Raw genomic sequence first — 20,168 nt, 5'->3', positions numbered from 1 at the left:
GGTCAGCCGCCGAGGGAACGCTTGAGCACCTTGCCCATGTCGTTGCGCGGCAACGCGTCCAGGAACCGGACGACCCTCGGCCGCTTGTGCGGGGTCAGCAGCCTGCTCACGTGGTCGGCGAGCTCCTCGGCGGCGGGCGGCGTCCCGTCGGCCGGCACCACCCAGGCGACGATCCGCTCGCCGAGGTCGGGATCGGGCTCGCCGGTGACGGCGACCTCGGCGACCCCCGGGTGTTCCAGCAGCGCGTTCTCGATCTCGCCGGCCCCGATCTTGAAGCCGCCGCTCTTGATCAGGTCGGTGGCCCGCCGGCCAACGATGCGCAGGTAGCCGTCCTCGGACCTGGTGGCGACGTCGCCGGTGTGGAACCAGCCGTCCCGCAGCGCGGCCGAGGTGGCGTCCGGCCGGTTCAGGTACTCCAGGAACAGGTTCGGCCCCCGGACCACGATCTCGCCGACCGTCTCGTCGTCGCCGCCCTCGATCGTGTTGCCTGCCTCGTCGACCAGCCGGACCTCGACGCCGTCGACTGGTTGGCCGACGGTGCCCGGCCTGCGGTCGGCCCAGGCCCGCACGCTGGCGATCATCAGCGTCTCGGTCATCCCGTAGCGCTCGAGCACCCGCTGCCCGGTCGCGCGCGCGATCCGCTCGTGGTCGACGGCCGGCAGCGCGGCGGACCCGGACACCAGCAGCCGCGCCCGGCCGACCGCCTCGGCGATGCCGGCGTCGGCCTCCGCGTCAGCGGCCAGCCGGTGGTACATCGTGGGGACGCCGAACATCATCGTCGCCGGCCCGGCTAGCTCGGCGGCCATCGCGGCCGAGGAGAACCGGCCGAGGTGGCGCACCGCGCCGCCGCGCCGCAGCGGGCCGAGCACGCCGAGGATCAGGCCGTGCACGTGGAACAGCGGGAGCGCGTGCGCGAGCACGTCGTCCTCGGTCCACTCCCAGGCGTGCGCCAGCGCGTCGAGGTTCGCGGCGATCGCGCCGCGCGGCAGCACGACGCCCTTGGGTGGGCCGGTGGTGCCCGAGGTGTAGACGATCAGCGCGGGCGTGCTGGCTGGCGGCTCCGGCGGCAGGGCCGTCGGGTCAGCGGGACCGGGGGTCACGTCGACGTCGATCCGGCGCGGCGCGGCCAGCGCGTCGGGCAGCTCGACGCCGGGTGCGGCGAGCACCAGCTCGGGCGAGCTGTCGCCGACGATGTGCGCGAGTTCCCGCTCGCCGCTCTTCGAGTTGATCGGCACGACGGCGACCCCGGCCAGCAGCGCGCCGACCACGGCCACACAGGTCTCCATTGTCGACGTCGCCAGCACGGCCACGCGCCGCGCGCCGGCCAGCTCACCGGCGACGCGGCCGGCGACCGAGGCGAGCTGCGGGTAGGTCAGGGAGTGGTCGCCGAAGCGCAGCGCCGCTCGGTCGTCGGGGCGGGCGAGCGCGGGGAACAGGTGGTCCGACACACCCGCATTCTGGCCCGCGCCGCGCCCAACACCCAGGCGATCTGGACTACCTGTCCGTCACAGGTGCGGTTCGAGCCAGGACAGCAGGGCCGACTTGGACCTGGCGCCCACGATGATCTGCACCGCCTCGCCGTCGCGGAACAGCTGGAGCGTCGGCGCGGCCATCACCCCGCAGTCGCGCGCGGTCGCCGGGTTCTCGTCGATGTCGATCTTCGCGATGGTGAGCCTGCCGGCCAGTTCGGCGGCGAGCTCCTCGAGCACCGGCGCGATCATCTTGCACGGCGGGCACCAGGTGGCCCAGAAGTAGGCCAGCACGGGTCCGTCGCCGCCGACGACGGCGTCCGCGAAGGTCGCGTCGGTCACCGCGACGGTGGTGCCTGGCTGCTCAATCGTGCGCATGGCGTCTCCTGATGGGCAAGGTGCGCGGTGGTCTCGCACACGGGTTGGGTCGCCTCGAGTGCGACGAGCGCGGCCGGCCCGGCGACCTGGCTCAGCTGGTCCCGCAGCCGGCCCCGGACGTCCTGGAGCCGATCGATGCAGGCGTCCAGCTCGGCCAGCTTCCGCTGGTAGACCGCGACCGAGGCCGGGCACACGTCGCCGGCCTCGTTGCCGGCCCGCAGGCAGTCCACGAACGGCCGCGTCTCCTCGAGGGCGAAGCCGATCCCCTGGAGGGACCGGATCTCCTGGATGAGCCGGAGGTCGCCCTCGTCGTACTCGCGGTGGCCGTTCGCGGCCCGCTTGGCCATCAACAACCCCTGTTGCTCGTAGTAGCGCAGCGCGCGCGTGGTCGTGCCGGCCAGGTCCGCAAGCTCTCCGATACGCATTCGGCGTCCTCCTCGGTGCCCATGCTGCGCCTTGACGCCGACGTCAAGTCCAGCGCGCCGTACTCTTGTCAATCGTGCTCGTGCTTGCCCTGGACACCGCAACACCCGCCGTCACCGCCGGCGTCGTCGTGCTGGACGGCGACTCGCCGCCCCGCACGCTCGCCGAGCGGGTCACCGTCGACGCCAAGGCGCACGGCGAACTGCTCACCCCGCACGTGCAGGCCGCGCTGGCCGAGGCGGGGCTGTCGTTCGCCGACCTGGACGCCGTCGTCTGCGGGGCCGGCCCTGGACCGTTCACCGGGCTGCGGGTGGGCATGGTCACAGCCGCCGCGCTCGGCCAGGCGAGGGGTCTGCCCGTCTACCCGGTCCCGACGCCAGACGCGATCGCCGTGGACGTGCGCGCCGCCGGCGCGGGTCGCCCGCTGCTGGTCGCCACGGACGCGCGCCGCCGCGAGGTCTACTGGGCCGCCTACGACGCGGCGGGCCGCCGCACCGAGGGCCCTGCCGTGGACCGGCCGGCCGAGCTGGCCGCGCGGCTCGCCGACCTCGGGGTCGAGGTCGCGGCGGGACAGGGTGCGGAGCTGTACGCCGACGTGCTCGGCCTGCCCGTGGTGGGGTCGGGATATCCGTCACCTGCCGGGCTGGTCGCGGCGGCCGCCGAGCAGCTGCTGGCCGGCGCCGAGCCCGCGCCGCTGACCCCGCTGTACCTGCGCAGGCCGGACGCGGTCGAGCCCGCGGCGCGCAAGCGGGTGGTGCCGTCGTGAAGCCGCGAAACAGCACCGTGACGATCGGCCCGCTGCGGCACGAGGACGTGCGGCGCTGCGCCGAACTGGAGCGCGAGCTGTTCCCCGGCGACGACCCGTGGAGCGAGAACGCCTTCCACGCCGAGCTGGACCACGGCAACTACTACGTGGCCGCGTCGCTGCCGGACGGCCAGCTGATCGGCTACGCCGGGCTCGCCGTCGCCGGCCGCGAGCCGTTTCTCGAGGCGAGCGTGCACACCATCGCGGTCGCGCCAGCGTTTCAGGGCAGCGGCATCGGCACGACCCTGCTGCGCACGCTGCTGATCAGGGCGGACGAGGTGCACGCCCCGGTGTTCCTCGAGGTGCGCACCGACAACGTGCGGGCCATCGCGCTCTACCTGGCGCACGGCTTCGAGAAGCTCGGCCTGCGCCGCCGCTACTACCAGCCCTCCGGCGCGGACGCCTACACGATGGGGCGTCCCGCGCAGAACCTCACCGAGGACGACAGTGCCTGACAAGATCATTCTGGGGATCGAGAGCTCCTGCGACGAGACCGGCGTCGGCATCGTCCGGCTCGGCGCGGACGGCAGCCTGGAGCTGCTCGCCGATGAGGTGTCCTCCAGCCTGGAGCAGCACGTCCGGTTCGGCGGGGTGGTGCCGGAGGTGGCCAGCAGGGCGCACCTGGAGGCGATGGCCCCGGCGATGGGGCGGGCGCTGGAGACCGCCGGCATCGGCCTGCCCGACGTGCACTCGATCGCCGTGACGGCAGGCCCCGGCCTGGCCGGTGCGCTGCTGGTCGGGGTGTCGGCGGCCAAGGCATACGCGGCGGCGTTGGACAAGCCGCTCTACGGCGTCAACCACCTGGCCGGCCACGTCGCGGTGGACACGCTGCAACACGGCCCGCTGCCCGAGCGCTGCCTCGCGCTCCTGGTCTCCGGCGGCCACACCCAACTGCTGCTGGTGGAGGGCATCGCCAGCTCGATCACCGAGCTGGGTTCGACCATCGACGACGCGGCCGGCGAGGCGTACGACAAGGTCGCCAGGGTCCTCGACCTGCCCTACCCAGGCGGCCCACCGATCGACCGCCTGTCCGCCCAGGGCGACCCGGCGGCGATCGCGTTCCCGCGCGGGCTGACCGGGCAGCGGGACGCGAAGTTCGACTTCTCCTTCTCCGGGCTCAAGACGGCCGTGGCCCGCTGGGTGGAGCAACGCGAGCGGGCCGGTGAGCCGGTGCCGGTCGCGGACGTCGCCGCGTCCTTCCAGGAGGCCGTGGTGGACGTGCTGACCGCGAAGGCGGTGCGTGCGGCGCGCGAGTACGAGGTGGACACGCTGGTGATCTCCGGCGGCGTCGCGGCCAACTCGCGGCTGTCCGCGCTGGCGGCGGAGCGCTGCGCCGACGCCGGGATCACCCTTCGGGTGCCGAGGCCGAGGCTGTGCACCGACAACGGCGCGATGATCGCCGCGCTCGGCGCGCACCTGGTGGCGGCCGGCGCGAAGCCGTCGCCCCTGGACCTGTCGGCCAACCCCGCGTTGCCGGTCGGCACCATCCAGATCGCCTGAGGCTCACCTCGTGCAATTGCATGACGCTGCGCTACACGATGCGGTGAACCAAGCGCTCTAAGTGATGCGGTCGACCGAAGTAAGGGCATGGTGTGGGCCACACCAGTGCTTCGGGAGGCGTGACTATGGGCGTGGACGGCAGTCCGGTGTTGCAACGGCGCAGGCTCGGCCACGAGCTGCGGCGGCTGCGCGATGCGGCGGAGAAGAAGCTGGACGAGGTGGCCGAGCATCTGGAGTGCTCGGAAGCCAAGATCAGCCGCATCGAGACGGGCAAAGTGCCGGTGCTGGCTCGTGACGTGCGGGACATGCTGGAGCTGTACGGCATCGACGGCGAGAAACGAGACTCGCTGCTCGGCCTGGCCAAGGACGCCAAGCGAGAGGGTTATTGGGAGCGGTTTGCTGAGGCGGCACCCAGGCGTTTCTCCACGTTCTTCGGGCTGGAGGCCGCAGCCGTCGAGATGCTGAACTACGAGCCCCTGATCATCTGCGGACTTCTCCAGACTCCCGGCTACGCCCGTTCCATGATGCTGGCCAACATCAATGTCGATCCGGACCAGGTGGAGAAGCGGGTCCAACTGCGGATGGAGCGGCAGAAGCGTCTCACCGACCCGGACAACCCGCTGAGGCTGCATGCGATCATCGACGAGGCGGCGCTGAACCGACAGGTCGGCGGCCGGCAGGTCATGCAGGAGCAGTTCGAACATCTGGTGAGGATGGCCGAGCTGCCCAACGTCACCATTCAGTTCATCGACGTGGACGAGGGCGCCTATCCCGGCATGGGCGCGCCGTTCGTACTGCTGGGGTTTGCCGACCCCGGGGACCCGGATGTGGTGCATCTGGAGCAGAACAGCACCGCACTGTTCTTGGAGGCTCCGGCCGATGCCGAGCGGTATAGGTTGCTCTTCGATCGGATGCGGAAGGCAGCGATGGGCCCGAACGACACGGCTGAGATCGTTCGCGGCATGATCGATCGACGTTTCTAGGAGGAGGACCGCGTGTCCCAGAACCTCTCCAACATCGTCTGGCGCAAGAGCAGTCGCAGCGGTCAGGACGGCGGTAACTGCGTGGAGATCGGCTTCGCAGGCACCCGGGTCGGGGTGCGCGACTCCAAGAACGCCGATGGTCCGGCGTTGGTCTTCCCCGAGCGCGGCTGGACCGCCTTCCTCGCCTCCGGCAAGGCCGGCTCCTTCGACCTCGGCTGAACCGGGCGCGATTCCTTCTCCTCGGGTGATCCGAGGTCACTCGATGCCGTGAACGGTCCGTTTCATGCTTGACGTGCACTGTTGTGCCGCCGCCATGCTGCGTGGCATGGCCGGGTCGGTGTCGGCCACAGTCGCGACGAGAGGGCGTGATGAGGACCGCGATTGGTGCGCACACTGGGCCGTGGACGATCGAGGACGTCGAGGCTCTCGAAGATCACGGGAATCACACTCGATACGAGATCCTTTTCCCTGGCATCCTGACGGTGAGCCCCGCGCCAGGAACCGTCGTTCATCAGCGGGCATCGCGGAACCTGGCGAACCTGCTCCAGACCGCTGCCACCTCGGTCGGCGCGAGTGTGGAGGTCCTGGCAGCGGTCAACGTCGAGATTCCGGGTGGCCTGCTCACCACGCCCGACATCGTCGTCGTGGACGGCGAGTACTCGGACAGCAACCCGCCTCGCTGTCAGCCGGAGATGGTCCTGGCAGTGGTTGAGATCGTCGCTCTGAACAGTCGGTCGCAGGACCGAGTGATCAAACCTCGGCTCTACGCATCGGCTGGGATCGCCTCATACTGGCGACTGGAGCTGGAGAAGACCCTGCGGTTGATCGTCTCCGAACTCCGCCGGGGCCAATACGTCCACACGCTCACGGCGCCGGCTGGCGAACGGGCCGAGATCGAGCGCCCGTTCCCGGTGGTCGTCGACCCTGCTGACCTGGTCCGTCAGCGCCGTCCATAGTGGCGATGACCACCCTCGTTGAATGCCTGGCACTCGTATGGGTAGAGTGCTAATCGCACGGCACCAGACACCGCCCCGGCTCCCGCGACGGCGGGGTGGCAGGCGCCGTAGGTACCTGCCAACGCTTTCGACGACCCGTGGAGGTCACACCGGTGAGCGTGAACATCAAGCCGCTCGAGGACAAGATCCTCGTCCAGGCCAACGAGGCCGAGACGACGACTGCGTCCGGCATCGTCATCCCGGACACCGCCAAGGAGAAGCCCCAGGAGGGCAAGGTCCTGGCTGTTGGTCCGGGCCGGATCGACGACAAGGGCAACCGCGTCCCCGTGGACGTTGCGGTTGGCGATGTCGTCATCTACTCCAAGTACGGCGGCACCGAGGTCAAGTACAACGGCGAGGAGTACCTGATCCTCTCCGCGCGCGACGTGCTGGCCGTCATCAACTGACGTCCGGCTGACCTGACGCCAGGCGCCCCGGCGGCCCCATCCCGGGGCCTCCGGGGCGTTCTCCGTATCTGAACCGGCCTGCGCGCGAACATCCGCCGACGGCCGGCATGAGGAAGGCACGCAATGCCAAAGCAGATTCGCTTCGACGAGGACGCTCGTCGGGCTCTTGAGCGCGGCGTCAACCAGCTCGCGGACGTCGTCAAGGTGACGCTCGGCCCGCGTGGTCGCCACGTCGTGCTCGACAAGAAGTTCGGTGGCCCGACCGTCACCAACGACGGCGTGACCATCGCCCGTGAGGTCGAGCTGACCGACGCCTACGAGAACCTGGGCGCGCAGCTCGCCAAGAACGTCGCCACCAAGACCAACGACGTGGCCGGCGACGGCACCACGACCGCGACCGTGCTCGCCCAGGCCATGGTCCGGGTCGGCCTGCGCAACGTGGCCGCCGGCGCCAACCCGACCTCGCTCGGCCGCGGCATCCAGGCCGCCTCCGACGCCGTGGTGGAGGCCCTCAAGGCCAAGGCCACCCCGGTCAAGGGCCGCGACAACATCGCCCAGGTCGGCACCGTCTCCTCGCGGGACGAGTCCATCGGCGCGCTGCTCGGCGAGGCCATCGAGAAGGTCGGCGAGGACGGTGTGATCACCGTCGAGGAGTCCTCGACGCTGGCCACCGAGCTCGAGATCACCGAGGGCGTGCAGTTCGACAAGGGCTACATCTCCGCGTACTTCGCCACCGACCCGGAGGCGCAGGAGGCGGTGCTGGAGAACACCCAGATCCTGCTGCACCGCGAGAAGATCTCGGCGCTGGCCGACCTGCTCCCGCTGCTGGAGAAGATCGCCGAGAGCGGCAAGCCGCTGCTGATCGTCGCCGAGGACGTCGAGGGCGAGGCGCTGTCCACCCTGGTGGTCAACTCCCTGCGCAAGACGATCAAGGTCGTCGCGGTCAAGGCGCCGTTCTTCGGTGACCGCCGCAAGGCGTTCCTTGACGACCTCGCCGTCGTGACCGGCGCGCAGGTCATCGCCGCCGAGGTGGGCCTCAAGCTCTCCGAGGCCGGTCCCGACGTGCTCGGCCAGGCCCGCAGGGTCACCGTCACCAAGGACCTCACCACCATCGTCGACGGCGGCGGCTCCGCCGAGGCGGTCGCCGGGCGCGCCGAGCAGCTCCGCAAGGAGATCGAGGCCACCGACTCCGACTGGGACCGCGAGAAGCTTGCCGAGCGGCTGGCCAAGCTGTCCGGCGGCGTCGCCGTGATCAAGGTCGGCGCGGCCACCGAGACCGAGCTCAAGGAGCGCAAGCACCGCATCGAGGACGCGGTCGCCGCGACCAAGGCCGCGGTCGAGGAGGGCATCGTCACCGGTGGCGGGTCCGCGCTGATCCACGCCGCCAGGGAGCTCGACGGCGGTCTCGGCCTGGACGGCGACGAGGCGACCGGTGTCGCCATCGTCCGCGAGGCGCTGGCCGCCCCGCTGTTCTGGATCGCCGCGAACGCCGGCCTCGAGGGCGCTGTCGTGGTCTCCAAGGTCCGCGACCTCGACTGGGGTCAGGGCTTCAACGCCGCGACCCTGGTCTACGGCGACCTGATCGCCGACGGCGTCGTCGACCCGGTGAAGGTGACCCGCTCCGCGGTCGCCAACGCCGCCTCCATCGCCCGCATGGTGCTGACCACCGAGGCGGCCGTGGTGGAGAAGAAGGACGAGGAGCCCGAGGCGGCCGGTCACGGCCACGGGCACGGTCACGGGCACGGCCCCGGCGGTTTCTGATCGCCTGAGCTGGACCGCGTGAGCGACTGAACGACGAAGACGAAGGGGCGGCACCCGGTGGGTGCCGCCCCTTCGCGCTGTCGGTGCGTCTGGCCGTTGTCGGTGCGCCGGGTCAGAGCGCGTGTCGGTGCGGCGCGGCCGAGCGCCGACCGACCAGGAACCAGGCGATGCTGCCGACGAACGGCGCGAGCCACACCAGCAGCACCCACACGGCCTTCATGCCGCCGTCGAGCCGGGACCGCAGCACGCTCACCAGCGCGGCGACCACGAGCAGCACGTAGGAGAGGCCGATCAGCGCGAGGCCGACGGTCGCGGTTCCCGTGAAGACCTGTGCGACCTGCGATGACGCGAGCTGTGTGCTGACCACGTTTTCCTCCCACCCCTTGGCGACGAGAACCACGGTAGGCAGCCGCGATGTCATCTCGCCTCGGTCGCGAGGGTGGTCCCGATGTCCTGCTCAGGGCGCAGCGCCTGCGGCGAGACGTGCGACCTCAGGATGACGTGCGTGTCGCGGGCCCCGGGGCCTCCCAAGAGCCCGCGACACCGGTGATCAGGTGGTGGCCAGGACGAGCTGTCGCTTGCGGGACTTGATGATCGAGTCACGTTCCGACTCCGACAGCCCACCCCAGATGCCGTACGGCTCCTGCACCGCAAGCGCGTGGCGGCGGCACATCTCCAGGACCGGGCAGGCCAGGCACACGGCCTTGGCGCGAGCCTCCCGCCTGGCCCGCGCGGGGCCGCGTTCTCCGTCCGGGTGGAAGAAGAACGCACTGTCCATGCCCCGGCAGGAGCCTTGCATCTGCCAGTCCCACACATCCGCGTTGGGACCGGGGAGCCTCCGGGTGTCTGCCATCGAGAACGCCTCCTCAGGGTGGACCACCGAAGTGGGTTGCTCCATTTGGCTTAACGATGATCCACCGTAGAACCGCGCCAATACTTGTTCAAGAGGCTGACGGCTAGAAGTTGGTCAATTCAGCCGATGGGTCGGTATTGCGTCGTTTGTGTACGCAGCGGGGTCGGAGTTGCCGCACGGAAGAGGTGACCGGACCATGTCCCCGTGATGACGCGACCGGAACCGACCTCGGCCGGTAGTCACGCGTCCCCGACTTCGGCTCTCACCAGCGACGATGCCGCGGCGGACGACGGTGAGCCGAGGCTGTCCGTCGCCGCGGTCGCCCGCAGGCTCGGTGTGGCGCCCGCCACACTTCGCACCTGGGATCGCCGGTACGGCCTCGGCCCCAGTGATCACACGATCGGGCGGCACCGGCGCTACGGGCCGAGGGATATCGCCAGGTTGGAGCTGATGCAGCGGGCCCTGCTGCGCGGTGCCTCGCCCGCCGAGGCGGCCAGGTACGCGCTCACCGTGCCGGGACCGGCGCCGCGCGCGGTGCCGACGCTGGTCGGCTCGCTCGTCGGCGAGCTAGCCGAGACCTCGACGACCTCGGAGACCTCGCCGCAGCCGCGTGGTCCCGCCGGCGGGCAGGCGCGCCAGCCGGCCGCCGACCCAGGCACATCCGCGTTCGGCCCGTCGACCGGCCCGTCGGCGCACGGCGCGACGGGCCTCCCGCTGCTGGCGGGCGGCGAGTTCGAGCCGAGCGCGGCAGCCGTCGGCGGGCGCGGGCTGCGGATGCCGGACGCCAGCAGGCTGGCCAGGGGGTTCGGCAGGGCGGTCCTGGCGATGGACTCCGCTGCGGCGCAGCACCTGCTGGCCGACTCGCTGGCCGAGCGGGGCGTCCTGGCCACCTGGACCGCGGTGATCGCGCCGGTGCGGCAGGCGATCTCCGCGCGGTGGGAGCACTCCGGGTCGGGCCTGGAGATCGAGCAGCTGCTGCGGGAGTGCGTGCTGGCCGCGATGGTCCGAGTGACGCCGATCGTGTCCGCGCCGCGCAACCCGCGCCCGGTGCTGCTCGCCTGCATGCCGGGCGAGCGGCAGAACCTGCCGCTGTATCCGCTGTCCGCCGCGCTGGCGGGCCGGGGCATCGGGGTCAGGCAGTTGGGCGCGGCGCTGCCGTTCGAGGCGCTGGTCGCCGCGGTGCGCCGGACCGCGCCCGCCGCGGTCGTGGTGTGGGCGGACGTGCCGCGCTACGCCGACCCGATGGTGTTCGACGTGCTGCCGAGGACGCGGCAGCAGCTGCGGGTGTACGTCGGCGGCCCCGGCTGGCAGCGCTGCGTGGTGCCGGCCTCGGTCGAACGGATCGACGCCATCGCGGCGGGTGTCGAGCTGATCGAGCGGGCCGTCGCGGCCGTGGATCCGGCGTAGCGCACGCTGGTGGGGTGACTGGTCGAGAATCGCGCGCCGAACCCGGCTCCGCCGAATCCGACGCCTCAGACGCGTGGTTGCGTCGTGCCGCGTTCGGGGACCTGCCGGCGGCCGAGGTGTGGTCGGCGGCCGCGACGGGCTCGGCCCGGCAGCGCTGGCTGGCCGCCGTGGTGCTGGGCGGCCAGGGGCGCTACGCCGCCGCGGCCGCGCTGCTCGACCCGCTGACCCGGCACGCCGATCCGGTGCTGGCCGCGTTGGCCGGCAGCGCCCTCGCCTCGCACCACCGGCAGCTCGGCGGGCACGCGGCCGCCAGGCGGCGCGACGCCGCAGCACTCGGCCGCCTCGCGGTGCTGCCCGGCTCCGACCAGGCCACCGATCCGGACAGCGTCGATCCGGACAGCACCGATTGGGACAGCGTCAATCCGGACAGCGTCGATCTGGACGGTGTCGACGGGCGGGGTGCGCTGGTGGATGCCCTGCTCGGGCTCGCGGCCGACGCGCTCGGCCTCGGCAGGCTGGCCGAGGCGCGAAGGCTGCTGGCCAGGGCTCGCGGGCCGGCCGTCGGCTGGCGGGCCGAGGTCAGGATCGGCTGGGTGACGGCGGAGATCGAGTTGGCCGCTGGCCGGGCGGACCGCGCGGTGGCTCCCGCGGAGGCGGCGGCCGGGGTGGCGCGGGCGGCCGGCGCGGTGCGGCACTCGCTGAAGTCGGACCTCGTGCTCGGCACCGCGCTCGCCGTCGCGGGGACGCCCGCGGGACGGGATCGCGCCGCTCGGTTGCTCAAGTGTGTCCTAAGTCACACTCAGGTCCTACCGCCCCTTGTCTGGCCAAGTGGTCTAGTCCTTAACGCTTATGACCCGACCGGGGTAAGCGACGCTCTCGACCGGGCGACAGGGGCTCTCACCTGCGTGTTACGGAGAGCAGACGCGCACGGGCGGCGCCTCGCGTCGGCCTCGCCCTGGATGCCCACGACGCTGCTCCGTTCCGGGGACCCCCCGAACGCAGACCCCCGAACGAAGTTCTTGACGGATTAAGCACCGGATCGTGTCAAGGTTGGCACCCCAGCGTCCGATAGGGGAAGTGAAACGTCACTCGGCTGCAGGAAGGAGTCCCCGTGACGACGGTCCTGATTTGCGATGACCGGCGCAGCGTGCGGGAGGGTCTCACCCGTGTGATGTCGGCTGTCCCCGGGGTGAGTCGCATCGACTGCGTAGCGCACGGTGACGAGTTGTTGGCTCGCTTTTCCCGGCAGCCAGTCGACGTCGTACTGGTAGGAACCCAGCGCGCCGTACCGACCGGTGTGGAAGCGACGCGACGGCTCGTGTCGGCCAATCCGCAGGCGAACGTGATCGTGTTCGGCGCCCCCGACGACGCCGGCAGTATCGCGGCCGCCATTGCCGGCGGTGCCCGCGGCTACCTGCGCTGGGACGCCTCGCGTCCCGAGCTGGTCGCCGCCCTCGCTCACACTCTGGCCAGCACCTCGGTGCCGGCGCCCCGCCAGCCGTCGGACCCGGGGGTTCAGCTCACCGAGCGCGAACTCCAGGTGCTCCGCGGCATGAGCCAGGGCAAGAGCAACGGACAGATCGGGCGCGAACTCTATCTGTCCGAGGACACCGTCAAGACACACGCACGCAGGTTGTTCCGGAAGCTCGGCGTCCGGGACCGCGCCCAGGCAGTGGCCCACGGTTTCCGCCGTGGTCTGGTGTCCTGATCGCGCATTTCTGCCGGGCGCAAGCGTCCTGACAGAACGAAACCAAGCCCTCGCCCAGCCCGGTGACCTCGTCGCCGGGCTGGACTTGGTTGCGCCATCAGGCAACACTCTGTGTGCATCAGGTGGCTCAGGCCACCTCTGAGGAGCGTTCGTGCTGACCGGTACGGTGAACGCCACCGGTACGAGTGTCCTGTACCGCTCGTATCGTCGGACGGCGGTACGGCCGCACGTAACACCAGGGCTGTTGTCTGCGATGACGAACTTGGGGGACGGACTGGACGCCGAGGTGGGCAACGCTGTCCAAGGCGATCGCCCGTCGGTCGCGCGTCTTCTCGCGCTGATCCGTCCCTTGGTGGTGCGCTACTGCCGGGCCAGGGTTGGCCGGCAGGAGCGGTCCTTTGCTTCGGCGGACGACGTGGCTCAGGAGGTGTGTCTCGCGGTGCTGACGGCGTTGCCTAGCTACCGCGACCAGGGCCGGCCGTTCCTGGCATTCGTCTACGGCATCGCGGCGCACAAGGTCGCCGACGCGCATCGCTCGGCGGCGCGGAACCGATCCGAGCCGGTGCCGGAGGTGCCGGACGCCCCGGTCCTCGACGCCGGTCCCGAGCAGCGGGCCATGCAGGCCGAGCTGTCCGAACGGATGGCGCGGCTGCTGCGGGTGCTCCCGGACAAGCAGCGCGAGATTCTGTTGTTGAGAGTGGTCGTCGGGCTGTCAGCCGAGGAGACCGCTGACGCAGTTGGGTCGACTCCCGGTGCTGTGCGCGTCGCGCAGCACCGTGCGCTGACTCGGCTCCGCAGGACCCTGGAGCCGGAGGAGGTGTTCTGAGTGGCAGGCAGGCACGAAAGCGGTGAAGAGGAGTACGCGACAGGTGAACATCGCGGCACGGCGCTTACGTCGGACGACCCGTTGACCGAACCGACTCTCGGACCGGACGACCTGTCCGCGATCCAGGCCGACGACGCGTTGCTCGACACGCTCGGCGGCGCGGACCCGGACATCACCGGATCCCTGGCCGACCAGCAGCTCAACGCCCTGTTGCTGTCCTGGCGGCGCGAGGTGGACAGCACTCCCTTCGCCGACTTGGTCGACGTGGACACGGCGGTGGCGACCATCGAGGCGGCCAGCAAGCCGCTGTCGCCCCGGCACCGCCTGCTCGTGCCGCTGGCGACCGCCGCGGCCGTGCTCGTCATCGCGTTCACCGGCATGAGCCTGGTCGCACGGGACGCCCAACCCGGCGACGCCCTGTGGAGCCTGACCAGGGTGCTCTACGCCGACCACGCCCGCTCGGTCGAGGCAGCCGCCGCCGTGCGCACCGACCTGGACAGCGCCAAGATGGCGCTGCGCGAGGGTCGCCTCGACGACGCCAAGACCGCGCTCAACAAGGCGAGCGCGTCGCTGCCCGCCGTGGCCAGCGACGAGGGCAAGGCCGACCTGGCGCACCGGCACGAGGAGCTCGTCCAGCAGCTCACCGGCACGACCTCGGCCGTGCCGAGCACGCAGGTCAGCTCGTCGGTCCCGGTCTCGTCGACCACCGTGCCGCAGTCCTCGGCGACGCCGAGCAGCGAGCCGCCGACCTCGGCCGTCACGACCACGATCCCGCCGACCTCCGTCGTGCCGTCGACCACAGTGCCGAGCAGCCCGCCGCCACCGCCGACCCTGAGCAGCACGTTCAGCACCGGCCAGTCGCGCGGCGAGTCCTCCGGCCCGACCCTGGGCAACACGCCGGGCGGCGGCACCCAGAACGGCACCCAGAACGCCCCGGCCGGCGGGGGCGCCACGGGCACCGGCACCGCACCGGCGGGCTCGACCGGCTCCAAGTAGGCGGCAGGCGAGTCGTCCGCACAACGCGAGCTGACACCCTCGAAAGCCGGCTGTCGGGAAACCTTCGCGGAGACTCGACAGGCGGCGGAGCGGGTAGAGACGGCGCAGTCCGGTAGTGGATGGACCCCGGAACGGGTGCTAGTGGGCGCTCTCCGTCGCGGTGACGCCGTCGGCGAAGCCCCGGCAGTACTCCCAGCTCACGTAGGCCGCCGGGTCCGGGTCGTAGGCGGGCTCGTGCGGGCGCATCCGGCCGTCGGCGAGCAGCTGTTCGAGGCTCGACCGCAGCAGCGCCCAGTCGTGGTAGTGCGGTTCCTCACACTCGCCGCAGTCGACCACGATGCCGCGGATCGCGCGCGGCTCCAGCAACGCCTGGTAGACGGCGAGGTCGCTGAGATCGCCGACGAGCTCGGTCCGTTCTTCCTCGCCCATCGCGTGGGCCACGTCCTCGTCCGGCTCCCCGAGAACCCGCGCCGGGTCCTCCGGGTCGCCCTCGAAGGGGTCTGGGGGCAACGCATCGTGCGGCACGACCCCGCACGGTACCGGGAGAGGCCCCCCGCGCGTCCAGATACCATGGGTTGGACCGTCGCCGCCTGCGGAAACCCGATCACACGGGCGGCGCGACCAGCGCCCTACGGAAGGCTTGCCACCCGCCATGACCAGCGAGCTCACCGCTGCCGGAGTCCCGCCCAAGTTCGCCATGCTCGGACTCACCTTCGACGATGTGTTGTTGTTGCCGGCCGAGTCGGACGTCGTGCCGAGTGCGGTGAACACCGGCACCCGGTTCTCCCGCAACCTGAGGCTCGGCATTCCGCTGGTCTCCGCCGCCATGGACACCGTGACCGAGGGCAGGATGGCCATCGCCATGGCCCGGCAGGGCGGCCTCGGCATCCTTCAGCGCAACCTCTCCGTCGACGAGCAGGCCAGGCAGGCCGAGACGGTCAAGCGCTCCGAGGCCGGCATGGTCACCGACCCGGTGACCTGCTCCCCGGACGACACGCTCGCGCACGTCGACGCGCTGTGCTCGCGGTTCCGGATCTCCGGCGTGCCGGTGACCAACGCCGAGGGCGCGCTCGTCGGCATCATCACCAACCGGGACATGCGCTTCGAGGTCGACCACAACCGGCTGGTCAGCGAGGTCATGACCAAGGGCCCGCTGGTCACCGCCCAGGTCGGCGTCTCGGCCGAGGCCGCGCTCGGCCTGCTTCGCCGGCACAAGGTGGAGAAGCTGCCGATCGTGGACGGCGCGGGCAAGCTGCGCGGGCTGATCACGGTCAAGGACTTCGTGAAGACCGAGCAGTACCCCAACGCCACCAAGGACCGGGACGGCAGGCTGCTCTGCGGCGCGGCCGTCGGCGTCGGTGCTGAGGGCTTCAAGCGGGCCATGACGCTGGCCGACGCCGGGGTCGACGTGCTGGTGCTGGACAGCGCGCACGCGCACTCCCGCAACGTGCTGGAGACCGTCGCCAAGATCAAGCGGGAGCTGGGCGACCGGCTCGACGTCGTCGGCGGCAACGTGGCGACCCGCGCGGGCGCGCAGGCCCTGATCGACGCGGGCGCGGACGCCGTCAAGGTCGGTGTCGGCCCCGGCTCCATCTGCACCACGCGCGTGGTCGCGGGTGTCGGCGCGCCGCAGATCACCGCGATCTACGAGGCGAACCTGGCCTGTGGCCCCGCCGGCATCCCGGTGATCGGCGACGGCGGCATCCAGTACTCCGGCGACATCGCCAAGGCCATCGCGGCCGGCGCGAGCACGGTCATGCTCGGCAGCCTGCTGGCCGGCACGGCCGAGGCCCCCGGCGAGCTGGTGCTGGTCGGCGGCAAGCAGTTCAAGAGCTACCGGGGCATGGGCTCGCTCGGCGCGATGCAGTCGCGCGGCGAGGCCAAGTCCTACTCGAAGGACCGCTACTTCCAGGAGGACGTGCTCTCCGAGGACAAGCTGGTCCCCGAGGGCATCGAGGGCAGGGTGCCGTTCCGCGGCCCGCTGGCGCAGGTCGTGCACCAGCTCGTCGGCGGCCTGCGCGCCGGCATGGGCTTCACCGGCTCGCACACCATCGCCGAGCTCCAGGAGGCCCAGCTGGTGCGGATCACCGCCGCCGGCCTCAAGGAGAGCCACCCGCACGACATCACCATGACCGTCGAGGCCCCGAACTACACCACCAGGTAGTTCGGGTCCCTTCAACCCTGTTCGACGAAAGGAACAACGTGCGGGACCTGGTCGAGATCGGCATGGGTCGGACCGCGAGGCGGGCCTACGAGCTGGACGACGTGGAGATCATCCCGTCCCGGCGGACCAGGTCGTCGAAGGACGTGTCGACGGCGTGGCAGATCGACGCGTACCGCTTCGAGATCCCGCTGGTCACCCACCCCACCGACGCGATCGTGTCGCCGGGCACCGCCGTGGCGGTCGGCGAGCTCGGCGGGCTGGGCGTGCTCAACGCCGAGGGCCTGTGGGCGCGGCACGCTGACGTGGACGAGGCGCTGTTCCGGCTGGTCCGCGCGATGGAGGACGCCGAGGATCCCACCGCGGCGGTTCGCGTACTCCAGGAGCTGCACGCCGCTCCCATCCGGGTGGACCTGATCTCCGAGGCGATCAAGCAGATCAGGGAGTCCGGCGTGACGGTCGCGGTGCGGGTCAGCCCGCAGCACGCCGCCGAGCTGACCCCCGACCTGCTCGCCGCCGGGGTGGAGATCCTGGTGCTCCAGGGCACGATCATCTCCGCGGAGCACGTCTCCCGCGACGGTGAGCCGCTGAACCTCAAGCAGTTCATCGCAGACCTCGACGTGCCGGTGATCGCGGGAGGGGTCGGCGACTACCGCACCGCGATGCACCTGATGCGCACCGGCGCGGCTGGTGTGATCGTCGGCTACGGCTACACCCCTGGCGTCACCAGCACCGACGCCGTGCTCGGCATCGGCGTGCCGATGGCGACCGCGATCGCCGACGCGGCGGCCGCGCGCCGGGACTACCTGGACGAGACCGGCGGGCGCTACGTGCACGTGCTGGCCGACGGCGGGGTGCTGACCAGCGGCGACATCGCCAAGGCCATCGCGTGCGGGGCGGACGCGGTGATGCTCGGCGAGTCGCTCGCCGCAGCGACCGAGGCGCCGGGCCAGGGCCTGTACTGGACGGCGGCGGCCGCGCACCCGTCGGTGCCGCGCAGCCACGTGTCGGCCGGGGTGGACCAGGAGGTCGACCTGCGCAGCCTGCTGTTCGGGCCGGCGGCCGACCCGAGGGGCGTGACGAACCTGTTCGGCGCGCTGCGCAGGGCGATGGCCAAGACCGGGTACTCGGACCTGAAGGAGTTCCAGAAGGTCGGCCTGACGGTGCGCGGATGAGAACGGTCATTCGGTCCGCGAGCGGGCTCGATGTCGCGCTGGCCGAACCGGTCGACGGCGACGAGGACCTGCTCGCGGACGACGCGGACGGCCTGTTCAAGGTCGACGAGGACAGCCGACCGATGCCGTACCGGCCGCCTGCCGGGTTCCTGGTGGTGATCGCGCCGTCGACGGGCGAGCTGCTCGGCGACGTCGGCTGGATCGCGGTGCTGCACGGGCCGACGGCGGCCTGCGCGGCGTGGAACATCGGCATCGACCTGCGCCCGGCGGCCAGGGGCAGGGGTGTCGGCTCGGCGGCGCAGCGGCTGCTGGTTGAGCACCTGTTCGCCAGCACCGAGGTCGACCGGGTCGAGGCGTCCACCGACGTGGCCAACGTGGCCGAGCAGAAGGCGTTGGAGCGGGCCGGGTTCCGCCGCGAGGGCGTGCTGCGCGGCGGGCAGCTGCGCGGCGGGCAGCGCCGGGACCTCGTGCTCTACGGCGTGTTGCGCGGCGACCTCGGGTAATTAGCTGAAACAGAGGTCTAGGCGGAACCCGCGAGTTCCGCCTAGCCTCTCTGCATGACTGCCGAACCCGTCAGTAACAACCGTTCGAGCCGGGTGGACTACGACGTGGTGGTGGTCGGGTCCGGGTTCGGCGGCAGCGTCGCCGCGCTGCGGCTGACCGAGAAGGGCTACCGGGTGGCCGTGGTCGAGGCCGGCCGCCGGTTCGCCGACGACGAGTTCGCCAAGACCTCCTGGGACCTGCGCCGCTACCTGTGGGCGCCGAGGCTCGGCTGCTACGGGATCCAGCGCATCCACCTGCTGCGCAACGTGATGGTGCTGGCCGGGGCGGGGGTCGGCGGCGGCTCGCTGGTCTACGCGAACACGCTGTACCGGCCGCTCAAGCCGTTCTTCACCGACCGGCAGTGGGCGCACATCACCGACTGGGAGGCCGAGCTCTCCCCGTTCTACGACCAGGCCAGCCGGATGCTCGGGGTGGTGACCAACCCGACGACGACCCCGGCGGACGTGGTGATGCGCCAGGTCGCGCAGGACATGGGCGTCGCGGACACCTACACCCCGACGCCGGTCGGCGTGTTCTTCGGCGAGCCGGGCCAGCCGGCCGAGGACCCGTACTTCGGCGGGGCCGGGCCGGCACGGACGGGCTGCACCGAGTGCGGCGCGTGCATGTCCGGCTGCCGGGTCGGCGCGAAGAACACGCTGGTCAAGAACTACCTGTACCTCGCAGAGCGCGGCGGCGCCGAGGTGCTGCCGCTGACCACGGTGACCGAGCTGCGGCAGCGCGCGGACGGCACCTGGGGCGTCGCGGTCGCCCGCATCGGGACCAACCGGCAGCGCAGGGTGATCACCGCGGGCCAGGTGGTGCTGGCCGCCGGCACCTGGGGCACCCAGCAGCTGCTGCACCGGATGCGCGCCACGGGCACGCTGCCCCGGCTCTCGCCGAGGCTCGGCGAGCTGACCAGGACCAACTCGGAGGCCATCCTCGGCGCGAAGGCCCCGAAGGTGGACCCGAGCCGGGACTTCAGCCACGGCGTGGCGATCACCTCCTCGATCCACCCGGACAACTCGACGCACATCGAGCCGGTGCGCTACGGCAAGGGCAGCAACGCCATGGGGCTGCTCCAGACGTTGTCCACCAAGGGCGGCGAGCCGACGTCCCGGCTGCGCCAGCTGCTCGCCATGATGGTCAGGCGACCGCTGTTCACGCTGCGGAACCTGTCGGTGCGGCGCTGGAGCGAGCGGACGGTGATCCTGCTGGTGATGCAGGCGCTGGACAACTCGCTGACCACCTTCACCAAGCGCGGCCTGTTCGGCAGGCTGAAGCTGACCTCCAAGCAGGGCCACGGCGAGCCGAACCCGAGCTGGATCCCGGCTGGCCAGGAGGCGTCCGAGCGCGCGGCCGAGCACATCGGCGGCGTCGCGGGCGGCGCGTGGAGCGAGATCTTCGACATCCCGCTGACGGCGCACTTCATCGGCGGCTGCCCGATCGGCGCGGACGCGGACAGCGGCGTGATCGACCCGTACCACCGGGTCTTCAACTACCCTGGACTGTCCGTTGTGGACGGTTCGGCGGTGACCGCGAACCTCGGGGTGAACCCGTCGCTCACCATCACGGCGCAGGCCGAGCGCGCCTTTGCCTTCTGGCCCAACAAGGACGAGGCCGACCGGCGGCCGGCGCAGGGATCCGACTACGTGCGGATCCAACCCGTTCGGCCGAACCGGCCCTCGGTGCCGGAGCACGCGCCGGCCGCGCTGCGACTGCCGATCGTCGAGGTGAAGCAGGGTACCGATCAGGCAGGGGAACCCCGCTGAGTTGTGCAC

At 71.4% G+C, this 20,168-nt stretch carries 23 protein-coding genes; 17 read left to right on the top strand and 6 right to left on the bottom strand.

Annotated features, from left to right (window positions below; all coding sequences use genetic code 11):
• Window positions 1-2: 2 nt before the first annotated feature.
• From F0L68_RS06190 to F0L68_RS06180, 3 genes are read right to left on the bottom strand one after another with little or no spacing between them, the layout of a single operon-like run.
• Window positions 3-1,448, bottom strand: a complete 1,446-nt coding sequence (locus tag F0L68_RS06190; RefSeq protein ID WP_149848480.1) for an acyl-CoA synthetase — start codon at window positions 1,446-1,448, stop codon at window positions 3-5.
• A 57-nt stretch (window positions 1,449-1,505) separates the two neighbouring features.
• The gene (trxA, locus tag F0L68_RS06185; RefSeq protein ID WP_149848479.1) at window positions 1,506-1,847 is read right to left on the bottom strand and encodes a thioredoxin; all 342 of its coding nucleotides are present in this window, start codon (window positions 1,845-1,847) and stop codon (window positions 1,506-1,508) included.
• Window positions 1,808-2,272, bottom strand: coding sequence for a MerR family transcriptional regulator (locus F0L68_RS06180; protein ID WP_149848478.1), 465 nt, complete (start codon window positions 2,270-2,272; stop codon window positions 1,808-1,810). Before F0L68_RS06180 ends, trxA begins: the two co-directional genes overlap by 40 nt.
• Window positions 2,273-2,346: 74 nt before the next feature.
• On the opposite strand from F0L68_RS06180, the gene tsaB reads away from it, so the two are divergent.
• The 8 genes from tsaB (at window position 2,347) to groL (ending at window position 8,721) form a co-directional block, all read left to right on the top strand.
• Window positions 2,347-3,036 carry a tRNA (adenosine(37)-N6)-threonylcarbamoyltransferase complex dimerization subunit type 1 TsaB gene (gene tsaB / locus F0L68_RS06175; protein ID WP_149848477.1) on the top strand — a complete coding sequence of 230 codons (690 nt, stop codon included), beginning with the start codon at window positions 2,347-2,349 and terminating at the stop codon, window positions 3,034-3,036.
• Between the two features lie 17 nt (window positions 3,037-3,053).
• A complete protein-coding gene (rimI, locus tag F0L68_RS06170; RefSeq protein WP_149848734.1) occupies window positions 3,054-3,530 on the top strand; it encodes a ribosomal protein S18-alanine N-acetyltransferase in 477 nt (158 codons plus the stop codon).
• Window positions 3,523-4,575, top strand: coding sequence for a tRNA (adenosine(37)-N6)-threonylcarbamoyltransferase complex transferase subunit TsaD (tsaD, locus tag F0L68_RS06165; protein WP_149848476.1), 1,053 nt, complete (start codon window positions 3,523-3,525; stop codon window positions 4,573-4,575). Before rimI ends, tsaD begins: the two co-directional genes overlap by 8 nt.
• A 125-nt stretch (window positions 4,576-4,700) precedes the next feature.
• Window positions 4,701-5,558 carry a helix-turn-helix domain-containing protein gene (locus F0L68_RS06160; protein WP_149848475.1) on the top strand — a complete coding sequence of 286 codons (858 nt, stop codon included), beginning with the start codon at window positions 4,701-4,703 and terminating at the stop codon, window positions 5,556-5,558.
• Window positions 5,559-5,570: 12 nt separating this feature from the next.
• Window positions 5,571-5,777: a DUF397 domain-containing protein gene (locus tag F0L68_RS06155; RefSeq protein ID WP_149848474.1), complete on the top strand. Its 207-nt coding sequence runs from the start codon at window positions 5,571-5,573 to the stop codon at window positions 5,775-5,777.
• 149 nt (window positions 5,778-5,926) lie between these two features.
• Entirely contained in the window at window positions 5,927-6,514 is a 588-nt protein-coding gene (locus tag F0L68_RS06150; protein WP_149848733.1) for a Uma2 family endonuclease, read from the top strand.
• A 152-nt stretch (window positions 6,515-6,666) separates the two neighbouring features.
• Window positions 6,667-6,960, top strand: coding sequence for a co-chaperone GroES (groES, locus tag F0L68_RS06145; RefSeq protein ID WP_149848473.1), 294 nt, complete (start codon window positions 6,667-6,669; stop codon window positions 6,958-6,960).
• Between the two features lie 123 nt (window positions 6,961-7,083).
• Complete coding sequence (gene groL, locus F0L68_RS06140; protein ID WP_149848472.1) at window positions 7,084-8,721, top strand: chaperonin GroEL; 1,638 nt, start codon at window positions 7,084-7,086, stop codon at window positions 8,719-8,721.
• 112 nt (window positions 8,722-8,833) lie between these two features.
• Here the strand turns inward: groL and F0L68_RS06135 are convergent, their stop codons facing one another.
• Window positions 8,834-9,088, bottom strand: coding sequence for a PLD nuclease N-terminal domain-containing protein (locus F0L68_RS06135; RefSeq protein WP_223198546.1), 255 nt, complete (start codon window positions 9,086-9,088; stop codon window positions 8,834-8,836).
• A 183-nt stretch (window positions 9,089-9,271) separates the two neighbouring features.
• Window positions 9,272-9,574, bottom strand: coding sequence for a WhiB family transcriptional regulator (locus F0L68_RS06130; protein WP_149848470.1), 303 nt, complete (start codon window positions 9,572-9,574; stop codon window positions 9,272-9,274).
• Between the two features lie 207 nt (window positions 9,575-9,781).
• On the opposite strand from F0L68_RS06130, the gene F0L68_RS43380 reads away from it, so the two are divergent.
• The 5 genes from F0L68_RS43380 to F0L68_RS06105 all read left to right on the top strand — a co-directional run bounded on the left by F0L68_RS43380 (window position 9,782) and on the right by F0L68_RS06105 (window position 14,511).
• Window positions 9,782-10,981, top strand: coding sequence for a MerR family transcriptional regulator (locus F0L68_RS43380; RefSeq protein WP_438672253.1), 1,200 nt, complete (start codon window positions 9,782-9,784; stop codon window positions 10,979-10,981).
• 14 nt (window positions 10,982-10,995) lie between these two features.
• Window positions 10,996-12,012, top strand: a complete 1,017-nt coding sequence (locus F0L68_RS06120; RefSeq protein ID WP_188316418.1) for a hypothetical protein — start codon at window positions 10,996-10,998, stop codon at window positions 12,010-12,012.
• A gap of 80 nt (window positions 12,013-12,092) precedes the next feature.
• Entirely contained in the window at window positions 12,093-12,689 is a 597-nt protein-coding gene (locus F0L68_RS06115; protein WP_015805222.1) for a response regulator transcription factor, read from the top strand.
• Window positions 12,690-12,942: 253 nt separating this feature from the next.
• A complete protein-coding gene (locus F0L68_RS06110; protein WP_149848469.1) occupies window positions 12,943-13,515 on the top strand; it encodes a sigma-70 family RNA polymerase sigma factor in 573 nt (190 codons plus the stop codon).
• An 81-nt stretch (window positions 13,516-13,596) separates the two neighbouring features.
• Entirely contained in the window at window positions 13,597-14,511 is a 915-nt protein-coding gene (locus F0L68_RS06105; RefSeq protein WP_188316417.1) for an anti-sigma-D factor RsdA, read from the top strand.
• Between the two features lie 138 nt (window positions 14,512-14,649).
• On the opposite strand, the gene F0L68_RS06100 is transcribed toward F0L68_RS06105, so the two are convergent.
• A complete protein-coding gene (locus F0L68_RS06100) occupies window positions 14,650-15,036 on the bottom strand; it encodes a DUF5319 domain-containing protein (RefSeq protein ID WP_149848467.1) in 387 nt (128 codons plus the stop codon).
• A gap of 127 nt (window positions 15,037-15,163) precedes the next feature.
• Here F0L68_RS06100 and guaB point away from each other — a divergent pair, with 127 nt between their 5' ends.
• The 4 genes from guaB to F0L68_RS06080 are packed head-to-tail and all read left to right on the top strand — an operon-like array spanning window position 15,164 to window position 20,159.
• On the top strand, window positions 15,164-16,675 hold the full coding sequence (gene guaB, locus F0L68_RS06095; protein ID WP_149848466.1) for an IMP dehydrogenase: 1,512 nt from the start codon (window positions 15,164-15,166) through the stop codon (window positions 16,673-16,675).
• Between the two features lie 38 nt (window positions 16,676-16,713).
• Window positions 16,714-17,847 (top strand): GuaB3 family IMP dehydrogenase-related protein, encoded by a 1,134-nt coding sequence (locus tag F0L68_RS06090; protein ID WP_149848465.1) that lies wholly within the window; start codon window positions 16,714-16,716, stop codon window positions 17,845-17,847.
• Window positions 17,844-18,350: a GNAT family N-acetyltransferase gene (locus tag F0L68_RS06085; protein ID WP_149848464.1), complete on the top strand. Its 507-nt coding sequence runs from the start codon at window positions 17,844-17,846 to the stop codon at window positions 18,348-18,350. Before F0L68_RS06090 ends, F0L68_RS06085 begins: the two co-directional genes overlap by 4 nt.
• Before the next feature lie 54 nt (window positions 18,351-18,404).
• A complete protein-coding gene (locus F0L68_RS06080) occupies window positions 18,405-20,159 on the top strand; it encodes a GMC family oxidoreductase (protein WP_149848463.1) in 1,755 nt (584 codons plus the stop codon).
• The last annotated feature ends 9 nt before the right edge of the window (window positions 20,160-20,168 follow it).

Origin of the sequence: Solihabitans fulvus (assembly GCF_008386585.1) — a bacterium.
GTDB classification, from domain to species: Bacteria; Actinomycetota; Actinomycetes; order Mycobacteriales; family Pseudonocardiaceae; genus Solihabitans; species Solihabitans fulvus.
Note: the sequence above shows the minus strand (reverse complement) of the source record. Positions and strands in the feature narration are given on the sequence as shown.